The organism is Macrococcus psychrotolerans (genome assembly GCF_038095555.1).
Lineage (GTDB): Bacteria > Bacillota > Bacilli > Staphylococcales > Staphylococcaceae > Macrococcoides > Macrococcoides psychrotolerans.
The window spans coordinates 1,329,297-1,345,154 of the sequence record NZ_CP124591.1; the positions used below are offsets into that span (position 1 = coordinate 1,329,297).

Sequence of the window (15,858 nt, forward strand, 5' to 3'; positions counted from 1 at the left end):
TCATTACTTCCTATTCAATTGGTTTAGACGTTCCTGAACACTATTATATTTCTCTGTATATAGTGCCTGCTTTTCTTTTTCTTCATTGATAATTTTCTCTGGCGCTTTAGCGACAAACTTTTCATTACTTAGCTTCTTATCGACACGTTCTAGTTCTTTCTGCCATTTTTCAAGTTCTTTTTCAAGACGTGCAATTTCTTTTTCCATATCAATCAGACCTTCTAATGGCAGAATGACAGAACCTCCTGTCACCGCAGTTGTGATTACTTCTTCTGGAATTTCTACATCCGTTGAAATCGTTAATGTAGATGGATTACAGAATCGCTCAATAAATGGACGTTCTGTTTCTAGACGATTTGAATTGGCTTCAGAATTTGTCTTAATCATCATCGGAATTTGTTTACTCATCGGCGTATTCACTTCGCTACGCGTATTACGCACAGCACGAATAATTTCCATCAACTGCTCCATATCACGTTTAGATTGTTCATTTGATAGTTCAGGTTTCACCACTGGCCAGCTTGCAGTAACAATTGAATCACCTGTTACCGGTAAGTTCTGCCAGATATGTTCAGTTACAAACGGCATAAACGGATGTAACATACGCATGATTGAATCTAACGTATATGCTAATACTGATCGCGTCATTTGTTTTTGTACTTCATCCTCACCGTTCATCGGAATCTTACTCATTTCGATGTACCAGTCACAGAATTCATCCCAGATAAAGTTATACAGTACACGACCTACTTCACCGAATTCATACTTCTCAGCAAGACGCGTAACGTCTGCAATAGTTTCATTTAAGCGTGTTAAAATCCACTCATCAGCTAGTGATTTCTTACCAGATAGGTCAATATGTTCAGCTTTAAAATCATCACCAATGTTCATTAAGCTAAAGCGTGAAGCATTCCAGATTTTGTTGATGAAGTTCCATGCCGCTTCAACCTTTTCAGTTGAGTAACGTAAATCTTGTCCTGGTGAAGAACCTGTCGCTAAGAAATAACGTAAGCTATCTGCACCGTACTGATCGATAACATCCATTGGATCAACGCCATTACCTAGAGACTTACTCATTTTGCGACCATCTTCTGCACGTACTAATCCATGGATTAACACATCATCAAATGGACGTTTTCCTGTGAATTCTAATCCTTGGAAGATCATACGTGCTACCCAGAAGAATATAATATCATATCCCGTTACGAGGACATTCGTCGGATAAAACGTTTTATAGTCAATCGTCTCAGTATCTGGCCAGCCAAGTGTTGAAAATGGCCAAAGCGCACTTGAGAACCATGTATCTAGTACGTCTTCATCCTGGGTCCAGTTCTCTATGTCTGCAGGCGCTTCTTTACCTACGTAAAGTTCACCTGTTTCTTTATGATACCATGCTGGAATTTGATGTCCCCACCATAACTGACGAGAAATACACCAATCATGAATGCCTTCCATCCAGCGGTTAAATGTGCCTTCGAAACGATTCGGAACGAATTCAATGCGTCCCTCTGTTTTCTGGTTGTTTAATGCCTGCTCAGCAAGCGGTGCCATCTTAACAAACCATTGCGTTGAAAGATAAGGCTCTACAACTGCGCCACTACGTTCAGAATGGCCGACTTGATGCATATGACGTTCCACTTTCACAAGTTCTCCGCTTTCCTTCAAGTCAGCGATAAGCTGTTTGCGGCATTCGAAACGGTCCAATCCTTCATATTTACCACCTAACTTATTAATCGAGCCATCAGTATTCATCACATTGATGCGCTCTAAATTATGGCGGTTCCCGATCTCAAAGTCATTTGGATCATGTGCAGGGGTAACTTTCATTGCTCCAGTACCAAAGTCCATCTCAACATACTCATCTGCAAGTACAGGAATTTCTCGATTCATAATCGGTAAGATTACATTTTTACCGATCATTTCTTTATAACGTTCATCTTCTGGATGTACCACAACCGCAGTATCACCTAACATCGTCTCAGGACGTGTCGTCGCAATTTCGATAAATCCTGAACCATCAGCTAAAGGATAGTTAATATGATAGAACGCACCTTCAACTTCTTCATGAATAACTTCAATATCACTTAATGCTGTACGTGCTGCAGGGTCCCAGTTAATGATACGTTCCCCACGATAGATTAAACCTTTTTCGTACATCTTAACGAACACTTCTTTAACCGCTTCACTTAATCCTTCGTCTAATGTAAAGCGCTCACGTGAATAGTCTAGTCCAAGACCGAGCTTTGCCCACTGTTGACGAATAAATCCTGCATATTCTTCCTTCCATTCCATCGTATGCTCTAAAAATTTAGTACGTCCGATGTCGTGACGACTGACACCCTCTTCACGTAATTTTGCTTCTACCTTCGCTTGCGTCGCAATACCGGCATGGTCCATTCCAGGTAAATATAACGTATTATAACCTTGCATACGTTTCATACGTGTAATGATATCCTGTAATGTTGTATCCCACGCGTGTCCGATATGTAGTTTTCCTGTTACGTTTGGTGGTGGAATCACAATTGTATACGGTTTTTTGTCGCTTTTACTTTCTGCTTTAAATAATTCTTTCTCAACCCACTCTTTATATCTACCTGTTTCAACTGTATTTGGATTATATTTCGTTTCCATTATTATACCTCCACTCAATAATTTCAAATAAAAAAATCCATCCTATAACTATAGGACGGATTTACCGCGGTACCACCTAAATTCAGTATTGCTACTGCACTCAAAAGATTAACGCTCTTACACGTATTAACCTACTTTATTCAGCAAATAAACGCTCCAGGCTACCTTCACAAAATTGCATTATGCATTCTCACCAACCATGCACTCTCTATAAATACGCATCCGCTACTCTTCCTAATATAATATGAACTTAAAATAATTGTATTAGATTCATGATATATTGTCAATTTATATTCAAATATGACGTGCTCTATATTTAAGGTAGATGGATAGTAATGGTGTTACCACCAGCAAAATAATAAAAATCCTAAAAATATGATAACTTGAAATCATCGCTACGTTCGCTCCTGTTTCCAGTCCGACAATAATAATCTGAGCCATACCGCCTGGCGCTGCACTTAAAAAAAGATCATTAAAACTCTCATGCATAAAAAGATTCATTAAATACACAATTATAAATGTCCCTATAATCAATAGTAAATTCTGAATCAGCACGCCAATAAATAGCTGTCGATTAATTTGATAAGAAAGGTCATAGAGCTGTAATCCAATACGAATGCCAAAAAACATTTGAGCCAGAATAATTAGCGGTGTAGGAATCATGAAATTTATTCCGGTCGTTAAATTCCAGATCATCAGGACAGTTATCGGACCCATCATATCCGGTACAGGAAAATGTATGCGTCTATAAAGATAACCTGCAATTACCATCGCACCTATTAACAACAACATGGTTTGCAGATTTATAGCCTCCATCATGGAAGGCGTCTGGGATATTGTCGCATGATGCCCGCCTTCTGGAAGCAAAGAAGAAATGAAAGGTACAATCAACACAACAATCAGTATTCGCGAAGTCTGTGCTAATGTGACGACCAATAGATTGGCATGTTTATTCTCTTCTGCCATCACGATCATTTGATTAAGTGCACCTGGTATCGACGCTAAAATTGCTGTTTCGAGAGAACAGTTTAAAAAATGCTTTAACACAAAAGATATCATTATAGCTAACAAAATAACGAAGATACTTATTAATATGATGTACATTAATTCATCGTGAATATCAGCTACAATTTCTTTCGTAAAAGATGCTCCAATCTGAGCTCCTAGAATATATAGTCCGATTTCGCTTAACCACTTCGGCCATTGATATTCTCTTGAAGTAAACTTTCTCAGTAGCACTGTGGCAATAATCGGACCGAATAACCATGGTAAAATAAGATGAACAGTACTTAGGATCAGCCCCATGAGTAAGCTCACGATAAAAATAATGATGTAATTCAAAGGATCACCTGCCTTCTTCATACAAATCATACCATATTTAGGTATAATAATTATACTAACACGCTCAAAAAAGTCTAAGACATATGTCTTAGACTTTAAGCAACATTTTTAAGCTACTAAATCAAAGTTGACGATTGATGCTAAATCAAATGATTTTACTTGTGCATCAGACGTTTTTTCTTCTGTAGCTTTTTCTGTTGTAGGAGCTTCAGTTGTTGCTTTTTCTTCTGTCTTTACATCTTCTTCAGCATCTTTATTATCATTACAGAACTTAAATAATAAAGGTATTAAAATCAGAAGAAGTAATAAAGGTAAAATCCATTTCAACGGATTACTTTTCTTCTCATGGTCTACATTATCTCGGTCTCCAATCACTTTATCGTGATGTTCACCTTCACGAACTTTTTGACCGTTTTTGTATGTATCTCCATCTGCTTGATGGGTTACATTTTCATGTCTATTCTTAGATGAATCATAGATGACTTCATTTTCTTTGTCGTTGCTGTTGCTGTTTTTGTTGTTTGTCATAATAACGACCTCCAGATTAGATTATGCAGCTTATTTCATCTACATATCAATCTATATCCTATTAATCACAACTCGAAACATTATTTTAATTTTTATTTTATAAAATGACAGTTAAAGATTTATCAAAAGCATTGATTGTTCTCTGAATATCTTCTTCAGTATGTTCAGTCGACAGGAACATCCCTTCGAATTGTGAAGGAGGTAGGAACACACCATTATTGGCCATCTCTTTGTACATAGCTGCAAATAGTTTTAAGTCAGACTTAGAAGCAATTTCAAAATTTGTCACTTTTTCTTCATTTAAGAAAAATCCTATCATACTACCAGCACGATTAATCGTGATCGGTACGTTATGTTTTGCAAATACATCCGTTAAGCCTGCTTCTAACATATCCCCTAAATGGTTAAAGTATTCATAACTTTCAGGTGTTAGTTGACTTAATGTATAGTAACCACCAGTCATCGCAAGCGGATTTCCACTTAATGTTCCTGCCTGATATACCGGACCACTTGGCGCAATACGTTCCATAATGTCTTTGCGCCCACCAAATGCACCTACTGGTAATCCACCACCGATAACTTTACCTAAACACGTTAAATCCGGAGTAACGCCGAAGTAACCTTGAGCACAGTTATAACCTACACGGAAACCTGTCATTACTTCATCAAATATTAATAATGCACCGTATTCAGATGTAATCTCACGTAAACCTTCTAAAAACCCTTCAACTGGAGGTACTACTCCCATATTGCCAGCCACAGGTTCTACAATGACACCAGCGATATCATCACCAAATTGTTCAAATGCAAGCTTAACAGCATCTAAATCATTATAGTGAACCGTAATCGTGTTCTCTGCAGTACCTTTAGGAACTCCAGGAGAATCTGGTAATCCTAACGTAGCCACACCACTCCCTGCTTTTATTAATAATGAGTCACTATGCCCGTGGTAACATCCGATGAATTTTAAAATTTTATTCTTACCTGTAAATCCTCTTGCTAAGCGAAGTGCTGCTAGTGTTGCCTCAGTACCACTTGAAACCATACGAACCATTTCAATTGAAGGTACACGTTCAATTACAAGTTCTGCCATTTTGTTCTCAAGTTCTGTAGGCGCACCAAAGCTTGTACCATTTAGTACAGCTTTATTTAACGCGCCCGTTACAGTGTCGTTTGCATGACCTAAAATTAACGGCCCCCAGCTTAGAACGTAATCGATGTATTCATTGCCATCAATATCATATATTTTAGAACCTTTCCCACGCTCCATAAATATAGGATCCATGTCTACACTTTTGAATGCGCGAACCGGACTATTTACACCACCTGGCATCAAATTGACTGCTTCATTAAATGCTTGCTTTGATTTTGAATAATCCATTAGTATTCTCCTTCGTCTAAGTATTTACAAATGTCTTTTGCAAAGTACGTTATAATCATATCTGCACCTGCACGCTTCATAGAAAGCATCTGTTCCATTACGATACGCTCTTCATCAACCCAGCCATTCATACTAGCTGCTTTTGTCATTGAATATTCACCACTAACATTATATGCTACAATCGGTACATTTGAGTTGTTACGCACATCACGAATAATATCTAAATAAGATAGTGCGGGCTTAACGATCATCATATCGCAGCCTTCTTTTAAATCACTTTCAAGTTCAAGCATTGCTTCAAGACGATTCGCCGGATCCATTTGATAGCTCTTACGGTCACCATGACTCGGTGCACTTTCTGCTGCATCACGGAAAGGTCCATAGAATGCTGAAGCGTACTTAATACCATAACTCATAATTGGGACATTAACAAAACCTGCCTCATCTAATCCTTTACGTATTTCTGTAACAAAGCCATCCATCATGTTGCTTGGTGCAATAATATCGGCACCCGCTTTTGCTTGAGAAACTGCAGTTTGAACGAGTAATGGTAGCGTTTCATCATTGATGACATCATGTGTATGTTCATCTAATACACCACAATGACCATGATCTGTGTATTCACATAGACATGTATCAGCAAGTACAAGCATATCTGGATATAGAGATTTTACCTTACGGGTTGCTTTTTGAATGATTCCTTCATCATCATAAGCACCTGTTCCGCATGCATCCTTACGGTTAGGAATACCAAACAGAATAACAGCGCGGATTCCGAGCTTGTATGCTTCGTGCACTTCTTCATCCATAATATTAAGGCTCAGTTGATAGATACCTGGCATAGACGAGATTTCTTTCTTTACATCATCTTTTTCTATTACAAATATCGGATAAATAAGGTCACGTTTATGTAACGCTGTTTCTCTAACCATATTACGCATATTGACTGAGCTTCTTAATCTTCTGTGACGATCAAAATTCATTATTTATACCTGCCTTTAATTTAATTTTTTAATTGTTTCATACATAGCGTACAATGTTTCTTGCTCACTAATTACGTGGGACACATTGTACTTTTGTAACGCTTCACTCGTAACTTGTCCAATCGCCATAACACGTATATCTTCCGATAAAGAAAAGTGCTGAAAATATGCATGAACAGATGATGGACTTAAAAACAATATCCAGTCGATAGTTCTGCTACGAATCATCTGATGAACACACATGACATTATCAAGATGCGGCTGTGGTTCATATAATTCTATTTTATCGACAGTAGCGATATTTTTCAAAGTTTCAAACATCAAGGGCCTTGCTTTTTTTGAAATGGGTAGACAAACTGTTTTATCTTGAAAGCGCGTGTCCATATCTTCTAAGAAATATTCCTGCTGAAAGCGACTCGGAACATAATCTACCTTAATATTCAGATTGGAAAGAGCCTCTTCTGTTTTCGTCCCTATCGCTGCAACTTGTTTATATTTTATATATGGATATATTTCAAAGAATAAAGTAACCGCATTTTTACTCGTAAAAATAAGCCAGTCATATTGTGCACGGATCGTTTCATCTAAAGGCAGCGCACAAATTTTAATCAATGGTTTATGCAGTACTGTCAATCCTTTATATGTTTCATTACGACTTCCTGTGTTCAATACAACCGGCTTCATTTTAATCAATCCTTTTTATACGTCTTGATTCAAAGTTTCAATAATTGCTTTTGCTCCGTTTTGTTCCATCGCTTTTGCCACCTGGGTACCGATTTCTACCGGATTACTGCCACTATGTGTAACTTTGTATTTTTCTTTCCCGTCTGGACTCATGATAAGACCTGTAAATTCAATTGACTCGCCAACCATCGTTGCATGACCTGCAATTGGTACTTGGCAACTACCATCCATCAATCTCAAGAATGTTCTTTCAGCTTCTGTGCAGATTTCAGTCTCTTCATCATGCATTGATTTTAATAATGCTAAAACTTCTGCATCATCACTTCTGCATTCAATACCTAATGCACCTTGGCCAATCGCAGGTAACATCAGTTCAGGATTTAGATATTCAGTAACAATCGACTTATCCCATCCCATTCGGTTAAGTCCTGCTGCAGCTAAAATAATTGCATCATAGTCTTCATCACGAAGTTTTGCAAGGCGTGTATCAATATTGCCTCTTATCCATTTAATTTCTAGATGTGGATATTGATCTAACAATTGGGCACCACGTCTTAAAGAAGATGTCCCTACAATACTTCCCGGCTTTAATTCATGTAACGGAATATGGTTCTTTGCAATATATGCATCACGCGCATCTTCTCGTACTGGAATACAGCCTAGTGTTAACCCTTCAGGTAACACACTTGGAACATCTTTCAGTGAATGAATCGCAAAATCGATTGTACCATCATAAAGTGCCTGTTCAATTTCTTTAACGAACAAACCTTTACCTCCAACTTTAGAGAGCTGAACATTCACAATCTGATCTCCTTTAGTCACAATCTCCTTAATCTCTATTTCAAGATTCGGATGCTTGCGCTTTAACTGATCAATAAATTGCTGACTTTGTGTCAGTGCTAGTTTACTTCTTCTTGAACCCACAATAATTTTTCTCATAACTGCCTCCTAATAGAATAGCTGATGAAAACCAGAAAATCTTGAAGCGACCATATAATTGATTAGCAACATCAAAAAAAGCATAACATTGATGTCCATCAGCAAGCGCATCTGCAGGAGTGTTTGCTGATGGAGATAAATATAGATAAAGTATCCAGTCAGTAATATAAGAGAGCCGATCACTTTCGAATCATACCATATGGCATTACCTTCAAAGGATAACCCCCAGTAGATGCCTAATATTAAAGAAATCAGCAAAAGGACCGAACCAATAATTGCAAACAAAAACGCCAGTTGGCTTAGGCTTGAAAGATCACTAATTCTAAAGAATTTCTGATTAAACTTCTTCTTCTTTAAATAGTTCATCTGCACAATATATAGTACTGCATGTAAAGATGAAACTAAAAACATTACATAGCTGATAATTGCAAGCGTGACATGTATCCATAAGAGTTCATTCATCATATGTGAGACCGTCGTATCTTGATAGAATTCAGCTGGATGAAACGTATGGATCATCATAAAGATAAAACCAATTAAGTTCATCATAAACACAAAAAATTCCGTTTTGATGAAACGTGAAAGTATGATAGAAAGTAATATAATCAGCCACGTGTAAAAATAAAAACCTTCTGTTAAAGTTTCAAAAGGCATCCGCCCTACGACGACTCTAAACAATAAAATTGAGCCTGTTTGCAGGACGAATACTAGCCATAAAAGTGTGTAGCCTATTTGTTTAATCCGATTTGATTTCTGGACGAAATCAAGGAAATAACAAGCAATACTTATCATATAGATGATAAGTATTGCTTCGTGCATACGCATTAATAGTAATTCACTCATTCCATCACCTATTGCTCGGGATTAAAGACAAAACTGTTTTTTGAACGACGAACTTCCGGTTCATTGTTCTTTATACTTTCAACTTCATTCGTAATATTGAAAATCTCCTGGAAGAACTGCAGTTCCGCTGCTCTGTTCTCAGAACCACTCACTTCTTTTGCCTGTGAAATTGGATCTTTAAGAATCTGGTTAATTATACTCTTCATATGCTTTGAGATTACCTTACGATCGCGCTCAGAAAGGTCAGGCATCTTACGGTCGATACTCTCCATCGTTGTTTCCTGAATTCTTAATGCTTTCTCACGTAAAGCAGTAATAACAGGTACGACACCCAGCATATTGATCCAGTCTACAAAAGACATCACTTGTTTATCAATCATCGTATAGATTACTTGCGCTGCACGTTCACGTTCTGCTAGATTGGCATCGACCAGACCCTTTAGGTCATCTACATCATAATTAAAGATAAGATCGATATCATTTACTTTAGGATCAATATCACGTGGTACTGCGATATCAATTAAGACGAGCGACTTATTCTTACGTAACTTCATAATATCCTGCATCATCGGTTTCGTGATAATAAATTCCTGTGAACTCGTTGAAGAGATGACGATATCACTTTCAATAAGCGCACATTGAAGTTCTTGCAACGATACTTGACGACCGCCATACTGATCTGCAAGTGATTTCGCTTTCTCAGCTGTACGGTTGATGACCGTAATATCTGTTGCTCCCGAGCCGACTAAGTTTTGTAGTGCCAGCTCAGCCATTTCACCCGCACCAACAATCAATATTTTCTTATTTTCAAGCTTACCTAATATTTTCTTACTTAATTCCACAGCTGCATAACTTACCGATACTGCTTTTGAAGAAATATCTGTCTCAGCATGTGCACGCTTTGCAAGCGTAATTGCATCTTTAAATAACTTATTAAAAACAGTTCCGGTCGTACCTTCACTTTGTGCAAGCAGAAAACTATCTCGAATTTGTCCAAGAATCTGTGTTTCACCAAGTACAATTGAATCCAGTCCTGTGATCACTTTGAAAAGGTGATGGATTGCTTCATTGCCAACCTTTACATCCGTCACAGACTTAATCGTTTCGATATCAACATCAAACCATTCAGACATAAATGATTTTACGTAGTATCTACCTGTATGAACCTGGTCAGTAACAGCATAGATTTCTGTGCGGTTACATGTAGAAAGAATGACACCTTCTAGTATTGATTTTTGATTAATCAAAGCAGATAATGCCTGCTGAATTGATGATTCACTAAATGCCAGCTTCTCCCTCAAGCTGACATCTGCTGTCTTGTGATTAACACTCACAACAACAATATGCATATTAACGCCCCCATTTTTGCCATTGTTACTATTATAACATTTCGTTCCCTTTATGCTTTAATTCTGCCCGATTTCATAAAAAATTCACATTTATAGATATTTCTCGATTGCATTAAAAATCATCGGATTTTTATCTTTACTTAAAGCTGTATAGCTGATTAACGTATCTGATGGATCCATATCGAGATCCTGTTTGATTACCTTTAGATGTTTTTGAATTTTACCTTTAGGTATTTTATCTTCTTTAGTCGCAATGACGATTGTCGGTATATCATAATGCTTCAAAAAGTCATACATCAAACGATCATCTTCAGTAGGATTATGACGTATATCCACAAGCTGTATCACACATGCAAGATTATCACGAGTAGTAATATACGTCTCGATCATCTTGCCCCAGCGTTCTCTTTCCGTTTTAGAAACTTTGGCATAACCATACCCTGGTACATCTACAAAAACAAGTTGTTCATCAATATTAAAGAAGTTTAACGTCTGAGTCTTACCAGGCTTTGAAGAAATTCTCGCCATACTCTTTCGACCGATCATCGTATTGATAAACGATGACTTCCCAACATTTGAGCGTCCCGCTAATGCAACCTCTTTCAATCCTGTATCAGGATATTGGTCAGGTTTCACCGCACTAATAATTATTTCTACATTATTTGGATTTATATTCATTGTCGTCTCCTCTTCTTTCATCTCATCTATTATACATGAAATCATACAAAAAAGAGAATGTACTGTTTACATTCTCTTCATTGTTTATGCTGACGTAACTTCGATATTTATAAGTTCATCTTCAGTATTATAAAGTTCTGGAGACGCGCCATCTTCTATTGTCTCTTTAGTAATAACTACTTTTTTGACATCTGTTCTTGACGGAATACTGAACATAACTTCAAGCATACTTTCTTCGATAATCGATCTTAAACCACGTGCACCAGTCTTACGCTCGATTGCAAGTTCGCTGATTGCAGTTAATGCTTCATCTGTAAACTCCAGGGAAACCCCATCAATTTCAAGCATCTTCTTATATTGTTTGACTAATGCATTTTTAGGCTGAGTCAATATATTCTTCAGTGCATCAACATCTAACTGCTCTAGATTCGCAACAACTGGTATACGACCAATGAACTCCGGAATAAGACCATAGCTTTGTAAGTCTTCAGGTTTTATCTGTGATAACAGCGTCGCCTCGTCAATACCTTGTTCTTTAATACCAGTAAAACCAATTACTTTTTCCCCTAAGCGACGCTTAATCACTTCGTCGATACCATCAAATGCGCCACCTAAAATAAACAGAATATTCGTTGTATCAATTTGTATGAACTCCTGATTTGGATGCTTTCTTCCACCTTGTGGCGGTACACTTGCAACAGTACCTTCTAAAATTTTCAGCAATGCTTGTTGTACCCCTTCACCACTGACATCACGTGTGATGGATGTATTTTCAGATTTACGGGCAATCTTATCGATCTCATCGACATAGATAATACCTTTTTCTGCGCGTTCAACATCAAAGTCAGCTGCCTGAATTAAGCGCAGTAAGATGTTCTCTACATCTTCACCTACATAACCTGCTTCTGTAAGACTGGTTGCATCTGCAATTGCAAATGGTACATTAAGAGAACGTGCTAGCGTTTGAGCAAGTAAAGTCTTTCCGCTACCTGTTGGTCCGATTAATGCGATATTACTCTTTTGTATTTCCACACCATCTTCATCATTCAATGGATTAAATATACGTTTGTAATGATTATAAACCGCCACTGCCAGGGCTTTTTTCGCTTTGTCTTGTCCAATAACATAAGCATCCAGTAACGCCATCATTTCGTGTGGTTTTGGAATTTCAGTAATCTCTTCGTGTTCAACAGTCTTTAGCTCTTCAGCTACAATCTCTGAGCATAATTCAATACATTCATTACATATATATACGCCACTTCCTGCGACTAATTTCTTAACCTGATCTTGATCTTTTCCGCAGAAAGAACATTTTAAGTTTTCTTCTTCATTATTATACACTCTTAACACCCCTATTCTTAAAAGAATATACTAAACATTTACAATGATTGCAAATGATTAAACTAAAATTAAAAAACACGGACGAAATTCCTTAAAAGCAGGAGTCGCCGTGTCTTTTAACGGTAATGTATCACTTTACAATTTATTTCTCTTTTGATTCTTTAACAAGAACATCGATTGCTTTTTGGATACGTAAGTCGTCTTTTAAAACTTCACCGTTACCAAGAGCAGCTTTAATGTCATCTACTGATAATCCGAACTGTTCGCTCATCTTAGAAAGTTCAGCATCTACATCTGCATCAGATATTTCGATGTTTTCAGCTTTAGCAATTGCTGCTAATGTTAAGTTAGTTTTAACACGTGCTTCAGCATCAGCTTTCATGCTTTCTTTAAGTTGCTCTTCAGTTTGACCTGAGAATTGATAGTAAAGTTCTAAGTTTAAACCTTGTTGCGCAATACGTTGTTCAAACTCCTGCATCATACGGTCTAATTCTGTATTGATCATCGCTTCAGGAATATCAACTTTAGCATTTTCAACAGCTTGAGCAATTAAACTCTCTTTCATGTTGTTTTCTGCTTGTAATGTTTTTTGTTCTTGAAGATCTTTTTTGTATTTCTCTTTGTAAGCATCTACTGAATCAACTGACTCATCTAGTTCTTTCGCCATTTCATCATCTAATTCAGGTACTTCTTTAGATTTTACTTCGTTGATTTTCACTTTAAATACTGCTTCTTTACCAGCTAATTCTTCAGCGTGGTATTCTTCAGGGAACGTTACTGTAACATCTTTTTCGTCACCAACTTTAGTTCCTGCTAATTGTTCTTCAAACCCAGGGATGAATTGACCTGATCCGATTTCAAGATCGTATCCTTCAGCTTTTCCACCTTCGAATGCTTCATCATTAACATAACCATCAAAGTCTAAGTTAACAACGTCGCCTTCAGCAACTTCGCCATCTTCTTTAACAACTAATTCAGCTTTACGTGCTAAATCAGCTTCGATTGCTTTATTTAAATCTTCTTCAGTTACTTCTGTATCTTCTTTTTCCACTTCAAGACCTTTGTAATCTCCAAGTTCTACTTCAGGTTCAACTGTAACTTTAGCAGTAAAGATTAATTCTTTACCCTTTTCCATTTGCTCGATATCGATTTCTGGGCGATCAACCGGGTTGATTCCAGCTTCTTCAACAGCTGCAGCATATGCATCTGGTAAGATGAAATCTAATGCATCCTGGTATAATGCTTCTGCACCGAAACGTTGTTCGAACATTGGACGTGGCATTTTCCCTTTACGGAAACCTGGTACGTTTACTTGTTTAACAACTTTCTTAAATGCTTTATCTAATCCTGCATTAACTTCTTCAGCTGGAACTGTTACTGTTAATACACCTTCGTTACCTTCTTGTTTTTCCCATTTTACTGACATGTGATATTCCTCCACGAATTTCTAATTTTTTCAACTCTCTCATTATAACATAATACATGATAGCTTCAACAATCTACAACTATTATTTTTTATCGGTTATACTTTTCAAGTTGATTTATTTTGTTCATTATATCAATTGTATGTTGATTACCCAAATCATCCGTCTTATTGTCTGTAAACAACTGCAGAAAATAATGCGCATACGTCTGTATAATTAAATCCAGCTGCTGTTTATCAAAATATTCGAATTCCAGTGGGTATAGTAAAAGATGGTGCTGCTTCATTAATAACACTGCATGATCTGCAGCTGATGGCATTTCACGCTGCAGATAAGAATAAACTCCATCGATTACTTCTTGAAATTCTGATGTTTCAAGACGCGGTAGTTTTGATACCTCTATTTGCATGGTGAGGTTAAATTTCGTTATCGTCACATGCTTATCGCACTGCGCCATCAGCAAATACTGCAGAATAAATGAAATGACTTTTGGATGTAATGTATTCGATTCTAATATATGTATAAACGACATCTGATAGGCGAAGTCGCCTTCATCAATCAACTTTAAGATTAATTCACATTGTGCATTACTATCAGAACTTTGGAACGTCACGATAAAATTTCTGCTCACACGTCTTTTCATTTCTAAAGCTTGGGCTGCTTCATCATACAATGGCATAAGCGTTATCAATAATTTCTGATCGACATTTTCTTGACGGAGCCTCTCTATTAATTCTACAACTGTCTGATATTGCTTATAATACATTAAACTTTCCAAAAAATAAGGAATAATCTCGTTATACGCCTGATGCCCTTGGTTCAGAAGAATACTTGATTCTTCTTTAAGCTCAAGGAAGCTTTCAAGCTGATAGAGACATTCAAGCTTTAACAACTGCTCATCAGCACTCAGTTCAAAGTGCCTTTCGAATGTCATAAACACATCGTATGCATCTTCATAGCGACTACTTTTCATTGCATGACGAATTTGACGGCTTAAATTTTCCTTTAGTTTCGGGAAGATTATGATATCTGACATATTAATGACCTACGTTATAAATAGACTCGATAATTAACCTGGACCATGATTCATATTCTGCGTTCTGCATCAGTGTATGTTCTTTCTTCCAGTCAATTTTAAGGGTATCTGTTTCATTTACAAATACATCAGAAGAAGCAACTTTCAATTTGAACACAAGTCCGATATGCACACGGCCAACTTCTGTGTCATCATCATTAATAAATCCAATGAGCTGCAATACATTTGCTGAAACATCACGAACACCTACTTCTTCCTCCAGTTCACGACCTGCGTTCTCAAGTAGAACATCTTCAATTTGTGCGTTATCGATACGATTCATATGGCCGCCGATTCCGATAGAAGATAGACCGTGGAGTCTCCCTTCGCCCCCACCAGCAAGACGTTCATACACTAAAATTTCATCGTTTTCATTTTCCAGGATACAATATGAAATCAACTGTTTATATCGTTCATCTTCTTCCATATCTCCGCGGCGTTTCACTTCATACTTCGTTAGTGTCTCATATATTTCAAGCGCACGTTGATCTTCCATCGAGATAAAACCATTGAAATGATTCTTCTCATGACTAAATATCGTTTCACGATCAACGACGATTATTTGCTCATCCAATTTATTCATAGTATTTCTCCTCACAACAGATTTATAGGTTACTTTGATTTTATCGAAATCAGACAATGCTTTCAATCGATATTTTCT

Annotated in this window: 14 protein-coding genes and 1 other annotated feature; all 14 genes read right to left on the reverse strand. The window is 37.2% G+C overall.

Annotated elements, in window-relative coordinates; translation table 11 throughout:
- Nucleotides 1–3 precede the first annotated feature (3 nt).
- Complete coding sequence (locus tag QA539_RS06815) at nt 4–2,637, reverse strand: valine--tRNA ligase (RefSeq protein WP_419895598.1); 2,634 nt, start codon at nt 2,635–2,637, stop codon at nt 4–6.
- A gap of 42 nt (nt 2,638–2,679) precedes the next feature.
- Nucleotides 2,680–2,883: a binding site (T-box leader), on the reverse strand.
- 42 nt (nt 2,884–2,925) lie between these two features.
- Nucleotides 2,926–3,993, reverse strand: coding sequence for an AbrB family transcriptional regulator (locus QA539_RS06820; protein ID WP_419895012.1), 1,068 nt, complete (start codon nt 3,991–3,993; stop codon nt 2,926–2,928).
- 87 nt (nt 3,994–4,080) lie between these two features.
- A complete protein-coding gene (locus tag QA539_RS06825; protein WP_419895013.1) occupies nt 4,081–4,500 on the reverse strand; it encodes a hypothetical protein in 420 nt (139 codons plus the stop codon).
- 97 nt (nt 4,501–4,597) lie between these two features.
- A complete protein-coding gene (hemL, locus tag QA539_RS06830) occupies nt 4,598–5,881 on the reverse strand; it encodes a glutamate-1-semialdehyde 2,1-aminomutase (RefSeq protein WP_419895014.1) in 1,284 nt (427 codons plus the stop codon).
- Entirely contained in the window at nt 5,881–6,864 is a 984-nt protein-coding gene (gene hemB, locus QA539_RS06835; RefSeq protein ID WP_219492376.1) for a porphobilinogen synthase, read from the reverse strand. Before hemB ends, hemL begins: the two co-directional genes overlap by 1 nt.
- 15 nt (nt 6,865–6,879) lie before the next feature.
- Nucleotides 6,880–7,548 (reverse strand): uroporphyrinogen-III synthase, encoded by a 669-nt coding sequence (locus QA539_RS06840; RefSeq protein WP_419895015.1) that lies wholly within the window; start codon nt 7,546–7,548, stop codon nt 6,880–6,882.
- A gap of 15 nt (nt 7,549–7,563) precedes the next feature.
- Nucleotides 7,564–8,487, reverse strand: coding sequence for a hydroxymethylbilane synthase (gene hemC / locus QA539_RS06845; protein ID WP_419895016.1), 924 nt, complete (start codon nt 8,485–8,487; stop codon nt 7,564–7,566).
- Nucleotides 8,488–8,496: 9 nt separating this feature from the next.
- Nucleotides 8,497–9,330: a cytochrome c biogenesis protein CcsA gene (ccsA, locus tag QA539_RS06850; protein ID WP_419895017.1), complete on the reverse strand. Its 834-nt coding sequence runs from the start codon at nt 9,328–9,330 to the stop codon at nt 8,497–8,499.
- A gap of 8 nt (nt 9,331–9,338) precedes the next feature.
- A complete protein-coding gene (gene hemA / locus QA539_RS06855; protein ID WP_219492384.1) occupies nt 9,339–10,679 on the reverse strand; it encodes a glutamyl-tRNA reductase in 1,341 nt (446 codons plus the stop codon).
- 90 nt (nt 10,680–10,769) lie between these two features.
- Nucleotides 10,770–11,357, reverse strand: a complete 588-nt coding sequence (gene yihA / locus QA539_RS06860) for a ribosome biogenesis GTP-binding protein YihA/YsxC (RefSeq protein WP_219492388.1) — start codon at nt 11,355–11,357, stop codon at nt 10,770–10,772.
- Between the two features lie 84 nt (nt 11,358–11,441).
- Complete coding sequence (gene clpX, locus QA539_RS06865) at nt 11,442–12,698, reverse strand: ATP-dependent Clp protease ATP-binding subunit ClpX (protein WP_413474865.1); 1,257 nt, start codon at nt 12,696–12,698, stop codon at nt 11,442–11,444.
- 142 nt (nt 12,699–12,840) lie between these two features.
- Nucleotides 12,841–14,124 (reverse strand): trigger factor, encoded by a 1,284-nt coding sequence (gene tig / locus QA539_RS06870; RefSeq protein ID WP_219492393.1) that lies wholly within the window; start codon nt 14,122–14,124, stop codon nt 12,841–12,843.
- 89 nt (nt 14,125–14,213) lie between these two features.
- Nucleotides 14,214–15,158, reverse strand: a complete 945-nt coding sequence (locus tag QA539_RS06875; protein WP_219492396.1) for a hypothetical protein — start codon at nt 15,156–15,158, stop codon at nt 14,214–14,216.
- 1 nt (nt 15,159) lies between these two features.
- Nucleotides 15,160–15,780 (reverse strand): NUDIX domain-containing protein, encoded by a 621-nt coding sequence (locus tag QA539_RS06880; RefSeq protein ID WP_219492399.1) that lies wholly within the window; start codon nt 15,778–15,780, stop codon nt 15,160–15,162.
- Nucleotides 15,781–15,858 lie beyond the last annotated feature (78 nt).

Bases quoted from the DNA above. Each gene is read 5' to 3' on its own strand.
- QA539_RS06820 (WP_419895012.1), bottom strand. From the start codon at position 3,993: ATGAAGAAGGCAGGTGATCCTTTGAATTACATCATTATTTTTATCGTG.
- hemA (WP_219492384.1), bottom strand. From the start codon at position 10,679: ATGCATATTGTTGTTGTGAGTGTTAATCACAAGACAGCAGATGTCAGC.
- yihA (WP_219492388.1), bottom strand. From the start codon at position 11,357: ATGAATATAAATCCAAATAATGTAGAAATAATTATTAGTGCGGTGAAA.
- hemL (WP_419895014.1), bottom strand. From the start codon at position 5,881: ATGGATTATTCAAAATCAAAGCAAGCATTTAATGAAGCAGTCAATTTG.
- hemB (WP_219492376.1), bottom strand. From the start codon at position 6,864: ATGAATTTTGATCGTCACAGAAGATTAAGAAGCTCAGTCAATATGCGT.
- QA539_RS06840 (WP_419895015.1), bottom strand. From the start codon at position 7,548: ATGAAGCCGGTTGTATTGAACACAGGAAGTCGTAATGAAACATATAAA.
- hemC (WP_419895016.1), bottom strand. From the start codon at position 8,487: ATGAGAAAAATTATTGTGGGTTCAAGAAGAAGTAAACTAGCACTGACA.
- QA539_RS06875 (WP_219492396.1), bottom strand. From the start codon at position 15,158: ATGTCAGATATCATAATCTTCCCGAAACTAAAGGAAAATTTAAGCCGT.
- QA539_RS06825 (WP_419895013.1), bottom strand. From the start codon at position 4,500: ATGACAAACAACAAAAACAGCAACAGCAACGACAAAGAAAATGAAGTC.
- tig (WP_219492393.1), bottom strand. From the start codon at position 14,124: ATGTCAGTAAAATGGGAAAAACAAGAAGGTAACGAAGGTGTATTAACA.
- ccsA (WP_419895017.1), bottom strand. From the start codon at position 9,330: ATGAGTGAATTACTATTAATGCGTATGCACGAAGCAATACTTATCATC.
- QA539_RS06880 (WP_219492399.1), bottom strand. From the start codon at position 15,780: ATGAATAAATTGGATGAGCAAATAATCGTCGTTGATCGTGAAACGATA.